The sequence below is a fragment of the Mesorhizobium sp. M7A.F.Ca.CA.001.08.2.1 genome (assembly GCF_003998455.1).
Taxonomy (GTDB): Bacteria; Pseudomonadota; Alphaproteobacteria; order Rhizobiales; family Rhizobiaceae; genus Mesorhizobium; species Mesorhizobium ciceri.
Genome location: NZ_RZPW01000245.1, coordinates 1 through 8,098, shown reverse-complemented (window position 1 = coordinate 8,098; position 8,098 = coordinate 1). Strand labels below are relative to the sequence as shown.

8 protein-coding genes are annotated in these 8,098 nt (G+C 64.3%); 2 read left to right on the top strand and 6 right to left on the bottom strand.

Translation table 11 applies throughout. From position 1 onward, the window contains the following. The 6 genes from EN914_RS16295 to EN914_RS16265 form a co-directional block, all read right to left on the bottom strand. A partial coding sequence (locus EN914_RS16295; RefSeq protein WP_127389154.1) for an ATP-binding cassette domain-containing protein occupies positions 1-351 on the bottom strand: 351 nt, incomplete at its 3' end. After that, positions 344-1,225 carry an ABC transporter ATP-binding protein gene (locus tag EN914_RS16290; RefSeq protein ID WP_013527974.1) on the bottom strand — a complete coding sequence of 294 codons (882 nt, stop codon included), beginning with the start codon at positions 1,223-1,225 and terminating at the stop codon, positions 344-346. The genes EN914_RS16290 and EN914_RS16295, both read right to left, overlap by 8 nt. Then, positions 1,222-2,070, bottom strand: a complete 849-nt coding sequence (locus tag EN914_RS16285; protein ID WP_013527973.1) for an ABC transporter permease — start codon at positions 2,068-2,070, stop codon at positions 1,222-1,224. Before EN914_RS16285 ends, EN914_RS16290 begins: the two co-directional genes overlap by 4 nt. Continuing rightward, positions 2,063-3,070, bottom strand: a complete 1,008-nt coding sequence (locus EN914_RS16280) for an ABC transporter permease (RefSeq protein ID WP_024503401.1) — start codon at positions 3,068-3,070, stop codon at positions 2,063-2,065. Before EN914_RS16280 ends, EN914_RS16285 begins: the two co-directional genes overlap by 8 nt. Before the next feature lie 222 nt (positions 3,071-3,292). Then, on the bottom strand, positions 3,293-4,822 hold the full coding sequence (locus EN914_RS16270; RefSeq protein WP_024503402.1) for an ABC transporter substrate-binding protein: 1,530 nt from the start codon (positions 4,820-4,822) through the stop codon (positions 3,293-3,295). 110 nt (positions 4,823-4,932) lie between these two features. Beyond that, a complete protein-coding gene (locus EN914_RS16265; RefSeq protein WP_024503403.1) occupies positions 4,933-6,507 on the bottom strand; it encodes an NAD(P)/FAD-dependent oxidoreductase in 1,575 nt (524 codons plus the stop codon). A 119-nt stretch (positions 6,508-6,626) separates the two neighbouring features. On the opposite strand from EN914_RS16265, the gene EN914_RS16260 reads away from it, so the two are divergent. Further along, on the top strand, positions 6,627-7,418 hold the full coding sequence (locus EN914_RS16260) for a cyclase family protein (RefSeq protein ID WP_024503404.1): 792 nt from the start codon (positions 6,627-6,629) through the stop codon (positions 7,416-7,418). Between the two features lie 311 nt (positions 7,419-7,729). Continuing rightward, positions 7,730-8,098 (top strand): NAD(P)-binding protein (locus EN914_RS16250; protein WP_164778756.1); only part of this gene is annotated, 369 nt, incomplete at its 3' end.

Sequence of the window (8,098 nt, the reverse complement as noted above, 5' to 3'; positions counted from 1 at the left end):
GATAATGCTGGCAATGGTGCAGCGCGGGTTGAGCGACGACATCGGATCTTGAAAAATCATCTGCAGATTGCGCCGCAGCGGCCGCAGCTCCGCTTCCGGCAGATTGGTGATGTCGCGGCCGTCGAAGCGGATGCTGCCGGCGCTTGGCTCCAGCAGGCGCACCAAAGCGCGGCCGAGCGTCGACTTGCCCGAACCGGATTCGCCGACAATGCCGGTCACCGAGCCCCGCGGCAGGTCGAAGTCCAGGCCCTTCAGGATTTCGGCCAATGGCGCGCGGCCGATCAGTGGCTTGCGCGTCATGTCGGGCAGCGCGACCTTCAGCCCGCGCACGGAGAACAACGGTTCAACCATGCGGCCGCCTCCAGGCTTGGTCGGCGGCAGCGATCTCCGAAGCAAGTCCGGCCAGCACCGCCTCGTCCACCGGTCTTAGCGAGGCGAAAGGATCGGTGTAGCGCGGCGTCGCCGCGATCAGCGCCCGTGTGTAGGGGTGCTGCGGCGCGGCGAAGAGCGCTGCGGTCTCGGCCTCCTCCACCACCTTGCCGGCATAGAGCACCGAGACCCTCTGGCTGATCTTGGCGACGACGCCGAGATCATGGGTGACGAACAGGATCGCCGTGCCATGCTCGCGCTGCAACGCAGCGATCAGCCGCAGGATCTGCTTCTGCACGGTGACGTCGAGCGCCGTGGTCGGCTCGTCGGCGACGATCAGCCTTGGCTCCGCGGCGAAGGCGGCGGCGATCAGCACGCGCTGGCGCATGCCGCCGGACAGTTCGTGCGGATAGCTTTTGAGCACGCGGTCGGGGTCGCGGATCTGCACCTCGTCCAGCAACTGGCGAATGCGGGTATCGGCCTTCTCGCCACTCCAGCCGAGGATGCGCACCAGCCGGTCGGTCATCTGCGAGCCGATGCGGCGTGACGGGTTGAGAGCGGTCAGCGGGTCCTGCGGGATCAGCGCCGTGCATGCCCCGATCAGCGTGCGCCGTGCCTTGGGCGGCAACTTGCCGAGGTCTTCGCCCTCAAGCAACATATCGCCTTCGACGATGCGCACGCTCGACGGCAGCACACCAAGCACAGCCTTGCCGATCATCGTCTTGCCGGCGCCGCTTTCGCCGACCAACGCGCGGACCTCGCCGGGTTGGACGGAGAGCGACACCGAACGCAGCACGCGCTGGCCGTTGGGCAGCACGGCGCTCAGATTGGCGATGTCAAGGCAGACCGCGCTCATCGCAGCACCGGGTCGAAGCGCGTCTTCAACGCCTCGCCGAATTGGCTGAACGACAGCACGGTGAGGATGAGCGTGATCAGCGGGAACACCAGCACCCACCAGGCCTGATGGATCGACAGCCGGCCCTCGGCGATGATGCCGCCCCAGGTCGGGTCGTCGGTCGAGATCGACAGATTGACGAAGGACAGGATCGCCTCGACGATGACGGCGATGCCCATTTCCAGCGACAGCAGCGCCACGATTGACGGCACCACATTGGGCAGCACTTCGCGCAGCATGATGCCGATGCGGCCATAGCCGGCGATGCGGGCATTCTCGACATAATCCATGCGCGACTGGCCCATCGTCTCGGCACGGATCACCCGGCAGAAACGCGTCCAGTCGATGATGGCGATGGCCAGGATGACGGAACTCAAGCCCGTGCCGAGCACCGCAACCAAAAGGATGGCGAACAGCACCGGCGGAAATGCCATCCAGACATCGACGATGCGCGAGATGATGCGGTCGGCCCAGCCGCCGAAATAGCCGGCTATGAGCCCCAGCATCGAGCCGACCAGGCAGGCGGCGATGGCCGCGGCGAAAGCGACGATGAAGGCGATGCGGCCGCCGAAGATCAGTCGCGACAACAGATCGCGGCCGAGGCTGTCGGTGCCGAGCCAATAGCCGGGTTCGGCGCCGGCCATCCAGAACGGCGGCAACCGTTCCAGCATCAAATCCTGCGCCAGCGGATCCTGCGGCGCGACCAGCGGCGCGAAGATTGCCGCCAGAAGCGCCAGCAGCAGCCAGCCGCCGGCCAGCCACAGACGCGGCGACACAGCTCGTCTTTGAGCGCGGCCCTCATCCATGGCGCAGCCTTGGATTGAGCAGTGCGTACATCATGTCGACGCTGAGGTTGATCAGCACGAACAGCAGCGCGAAGACCAGAACGATGCCCTGGATCAGCGGCAGGTCGCGGTTGATGACGGCGTCGATCGCCATGTTGCCGAGGCCTTCATAGGAAAACAGCCGTTCGACGATGACGGTGCCGCCGATGAGGAAGGTGAACTGCACGCCGACCAGCGTCAGCGTCGGCAAAGCGGCATTCTTCAAGGCCTCGCGCAGGATGACCTGCGTTTCCGAAAACCCCTTGACCCGCGCCAGCACGACGTAGTCGAGGTCGAGCACTTCCTTCAGCGACTGTTTCAGCAGCTGCGAGATGATCGCCGCCAGCGGCAGCGCCAGCGCCACGGCCGGCATCAGCATGTGTTTCAGGAGATCCCAGGTCAGGTCGAGGCGCAGACGAAGCAAGCTCTCGAACAGATAAAACTGGGTGACGAAGGGCAGGTCGAGCTGCGGCGACACCCGGCCGGAAATGTCGAAGATCGGCACCAGCACGCCGAACAGCAGGATCAGCACCAGGCCCCACAGGAAGTCGGGAATGGAAAGCGCCGCGCCGCTGGCGATGTCGATGCCGGCCTCGACCGCCGTGCCGCGTTCGCGCGCGCCGATGATTGCCGTCGTGCCGCCGAGCGCCACCGCCATCACAAGCGCGACGATGGCAAGCTCCAGCGTCGCTGGCAGCCGGTTGAAGACGAGACCCAGCACATCCTGCCTGAGCGAAATCGAGGTGCCGAAATCGCCCCTGGCGACGCCTGACAGCCAGATGAAGAATTGCTGCACGATGGTCTTGTCGAGGCCGTAGAGCGCTCGCAGCCGGGCAATGTCGACATCCGTAGCACCAGGCGGCAGCATCATGGCGATCGGATCGCCGGGCGCGACGCGGATCACGACAAAGACGACGATGGCCACGCCGAACAGCGTGATCAGCATCGTCAGCAGACGGATCAGGAATCTTTGCAGGAGCATTCTGGCGTAGGCCTAATGCGTTTCAGTGACTGATGGAACGAAGACCCCTCATCCGGCCGCTTCGCGGCCACCTTCTCCCCGAGGGGAGAAGAGGTCGCTGACGGCTGAGCCGGTCTCTTCTCTCCAGCGGGGAGAAGGTGGCCCGAAGGGCCGGATGAGGGGGCCTGCGCAAGTTGGGAGAAGGCATGCCGGCTTTGCGACAGCGCGCCTTTCTCGACTCTCTCAGGCCGGGGTCATCAGGGCCGGCAGCAGCGCGCCCGACACATGCTGAACCACATTGACGCCCTTGGCATGGACGATGGGCTGCGCATACTGCATCAGCGGCAGCACATAGGCCTGCTCGGCGATGTATTTGTCGACAGCCTTCCAGCCGGCGATGCGCTTGGCCTCGTCCTTCTCGCCCCACAGCGGGTTGATCATGTCGATCAAATCCTGGCTGTCCCACACCGAATGCGGGCTCGGGCCGTACATGGCAAAGCCGGTCGAGGTGGTCGGATCGCCGATGGCGTTGCCCCAGTTGTAGAAGGCGGCCGGCGCCAGCTTATCGGCGGCGCGCAGTTCGTAGTGCTTTGCGATCTCGTAGACCTCGATCGTCGCCTCGATGCCGACCTTGCGCCACATGCCGACGATCGCCTGGATCATCTCATAGTCCTTGGGCTTGAAGCCCTTGGTCGTCTGGATGGTGAACTTGACCGGCTTTTCCGGCGAATAGCCGGACGCAGCCAGCAATTCCTTGGCCTTTTCCGGATTGTGCTCGACCTTGATCGACGCGTCGTAGGATGCGTATTCCGGCGTTTCCAGCGTATCGATCGGCTGTCCGTAGCCGCGCAGCAGGCGATCGACCAGCAGCTTCTTGTCGACGGCCATCACGGCGGCCTGACGGACGTTCTTGTCCAGCATCGCCTCGATGTCGTTGAAGAAGATCATGCCGATGTCGGAAACGTTCTTGCACGAGCCGGCCAGCCCGTCCTTGGCGATCAGCCGGTCATACTCCTCGTAGGGGATTTCGAGCGTCACTTGCGAGGAGCCGGATTCGATCTCGGCGACGCGGCTTGCCGCGTCGGCGACGAACTTGATCGTCACATTCTCGAAGGCCGGCTTGCCGCCCCAGTAGTTCGGGTTTGCCTTGAGCCGCAGGAAAGCGTTGCGCTCGAACTTTTCCACCATGTAGGGGCCGGTGCCGATCGGCGCCTTCTCGAAACCTTCCGCGCCGACCTTCTCGTAATAGGCCTTCGGCATGATGTAGCCGGTCAGGAACGACATCCATTTGAAATAGACCGGGTCGAACTGCACGACGTCGCCGGTGATCTTGTTGCCGTCGATCTTGAAGTTGTTGACGTTCTTCCAGACGAACTGGATCGGGTTGCCGGTCTTTTCGTCGCCGGCCCGCTGCAGCGACCAGACCACGTCCTCGGCCGTGAACGGCGAGCCGTCATGCCAGGTCACGCCTTCGCGCACCGCCATCATGATCTTGGTGCGGTCGTCGTTCCAGCCCCATTCGGTGAGCAGGCCCGGCGCGAAGGACAAATCGGGCTTTTGCGGGATGAATTGGTCGAACACCGACTGGTAAAGCCCCTGGATGGTCGGGTTGACGGCCGACGGGCCGGTGGTTGGATCCCAGGATGGCAGGTTGACGTTGTAGGCGATGGTCAGTTCGCCGGCAGCCGCCCTAGCGATCTGCGGCAGGCCGACGGCGGCCACCCCGAGTGCCGCGGCGCTGTATCCCAGCAATTCACGTCTGTTGATTGTCATGGTCGTTCCCCTTGTTGGTTTTGTTTCTGCGCGGCGTCTTCATGTCATCGGTTCAGGCTTCTTGGGCAGCAGCGCCTTGCCCCTCGTAGCCTCAAGGAAATCTCCGGCTCCTACCTCCCGCCAAGCTGTTGTGCGAGCATGAAGCCCGACGCCGCACCTGTGCCGGCGCCCGGCCATGTCGCGGCTCCAGTGAGGTGCAGATGCGCCACCGGCGTGTTCCAGCCGGCATAGTTGCGCGCCGGGCGGAATAAAAAGTTCTGCGCCAGATGATGGCTGCCGCAGACCTGGTCGCCACCGACGAGATTCGGGTTCTCACGCTCGAGGTCGATGGGCGAGAAGACGGCGCGGCCGAGGATCTTGTTGCGCAGGCCGGGCGCATAGGTCTCGATGATGTCGAGGACACGCTTGGCGTAGACCTCCTTGACCTTGTCCCAATGGTCCGGTGCGATCTTGCCGGCGGCATCGCCCAGGATTTCGGCCGGCAGCATGCGCACTTGCACCCACAGCACATGCTTTCCCTGAGGCGCCCGCGACGGGTCGATCGCCGTCGGCTGGCCGACCACCAGCACAGGCTCGTCCGGCAGCATGCCCGCCATGGCCTGCTGATAGGTGCGCGACATGGCGTCGAGCGACGGCGACAGATGCACATAGGCGAACTGCCGAAGCTCCGCTCCGGCACGCCAATCCGGCAAATCGTCCAGCGCCAGGTGGATCATCATCGTGCCTGGCGCATGGCGGAATTTCTGCATCGCCGTGTCGAAGCCGGCGTCGCCCGAACCATTGGGCAGCAATCTGCCCGTCAGCGCCTTGGGCGCGACGCCGGCAATGACTGCCCTGGTGGCGGTATGCGACTCGCCCGAAGCGAGCCGTACGCCGGTCGCCCTGCCGGCGGAAACCGTGATCTCGGCGACTTCGGCGCCGGTGACGATCTTGCCGCCGGCGGAGGTCACCATGCCAGAGAGGGCACGGATGATGGTATCGGCGCCGCCCTTGCCCAGCACCATGCCGAAACTCTGGTTGGCCATCGATTCCAGATAGGGGAACACGGCACCGCCGGCGATATCCGGGGCGAAGTCGAGATGCATGCCCCAAGTGGCGAGCGTTGCCCTGATATGCGGCGACTCGAAAGTTTCCTCCAGCCAGGCGCGGGGTGAGGACAGCAGCAGCCGGCCCGTATCGAGCGAACCGGCGATGCCCTTCTTGCGCCACAGGTTCCACGCCGTGCCGGCAAGCGCGCGGGCACTCATCGGCGAACCCAGCAGCCGGAACAGGTGTTCGGCCTCCGCCGGGAAGGCGGCGACCAGCCTGCGCCATGTGGCGGCGTCGGCGGCGGAAAAGGCGGCGATGCGCGCGGCCGTCTTTTCCAGATCGTTGCTGACGCCGAACCAGCGCCCGTCAGGGAATGCGCTGGCGAAACAGTCGGCGACCGGGGCGAACTCCAGCCCCTGCGCTTTCAATTCATTTGCATATTTCCGGTGGAAGGCCGAGCCGGCGAAGAGGCTGAGGTTCATCGCGCCGAAATCGTGGCGGAAGCCGGGAAGGGTGAATTCGCGCGTCTGGACGGCGCCGCCGATTATCGCGCCGCGCTCGAAAACCCCTGTTTTCCAGCCTTGGAGCGCCAAATGCGCGGCGCATGCCAGACTGTTGTGGCCCGCCCCGACAAAGATGGCGTCGAACTCGCTCACGCCCCGTCCCCATTTCCTTTATGCTTAAAGATAATTGCAGATGCATATGTTTTCGTCTAGTAGGATATTAAGGGCCGAGACGAGCCTTGATCATCACACGAAAGAGGGAACTTCAAACCATGGACACGCAAAAACTCCTCGGCGAAGTCGCCGGCCAGCTTCTTTCAGGCGCCATCAAGGTGGTCGACCTGTCGGCGCCGCTCGGGCCGGACACGCCGTTGATCAAGCTGCCGCCGGAACTCGCCGTCGACACGCCGAAGGTCGAGATCCACAACATCTCCCGTTACGACAAGAACGGTCCGTGGTGGGCCTGGAACTGGCTGAAGCTCGGCGAACATTCGGGCACGCATTTCGACGCGCCGCAGCATTGGATCAGCGGCAAGGATTATCCGGACGGCGCCACCGACACCATTCCGGCGCAGAATTTCGTCGGCCCGGTCAATGTCATCGACTGTTCGAAGGAAGCCGCCGCCGACCCCGATTTCCTGCTCACCGTCGACCACATCAAGGCCTGGGAAGCCGAGCACGGTGCGATCAATGCCGGCGAATGGGTGGTGATGCGCACCGACTGGTACAAGCGCAACGGCTCGGAAGCCGAGTTCCTCAATGCCAACGAGACCGGCCCGCACACGCCCGGCCCGACGGCCGAAGCCATCCAGTTCCTGATCAGCAAGGATATCAAGGGCTGGGGCTCGGAGACGATCGGCACCGATGCCGGCAAGGCCGGTGGCATGGAGCCGCCATTCCCGGCGCACACGCTGATGCACAAGGCCAACCGCTACGGTCTCGCCAGCCTCTGCAACCTCGACCAGCTGCCGCCGAAGGGCGCCATCCTGATCGCGGCGCCGCTCAAGATCGAGCACGGCACCGGCAGCCCGATCCGCGCGCTGGCACTGGTGTCGAAGCAATAAAGCGAGGTGGGTCTTCGGGAGAAGATCATGCGCGAAGGCGAAACTGGAATAGTGGGTAAAGGGTGGCAGGCTTGTAGCGCCAGCGCTCTATGGCGCCCCCCTCTGTCCTGCCGGACATCTCCCCCTCAAGGGGGGAGATTGGCCTTCACAATGGTTTTCGCCAATCTGCGACGTTGCAGGATTGAGTGGGGCGCCGAAGCTGCCAATCTTCCCCCAAGAGGGGGAGATGGCCGGCAGGCCAGAGGGGGGCGCCGTAGAGCGCAATTCCACGCGATTGAACTCCACTGCCCGCAAGCAAAGAGCAACCGCCAATGACCGCCCCCGATCACATCATCGTCGGCAGCGGCATCAACGCGCTGGTCTGCGCGGCGATGCTTGGCGGCAAAGGGGCGCGTGTGCTCGTCCTCGATCGCAACGACCGCATTGGCGGTTGCTTGCGCACCGAGGAGATCACCGCACCCGGCTTCATCCATGATGTGATGGCGACGACCTTCGTGCTGTTCATCACCTCGCCGGCCTTTGCGGCACTGGGCGCCGATCTCGCGCGCCACGGGCTGGAGTTCTGCCACACGGGCACGCCGACGGGCGTGCTGCGGCCGGATGGCAGCCATGCCGTGCTCAGCACCGACCGTGCCGCCAACATCGCCGCCCTCAATGCAATCGCGGCCGGCGACGGTGAC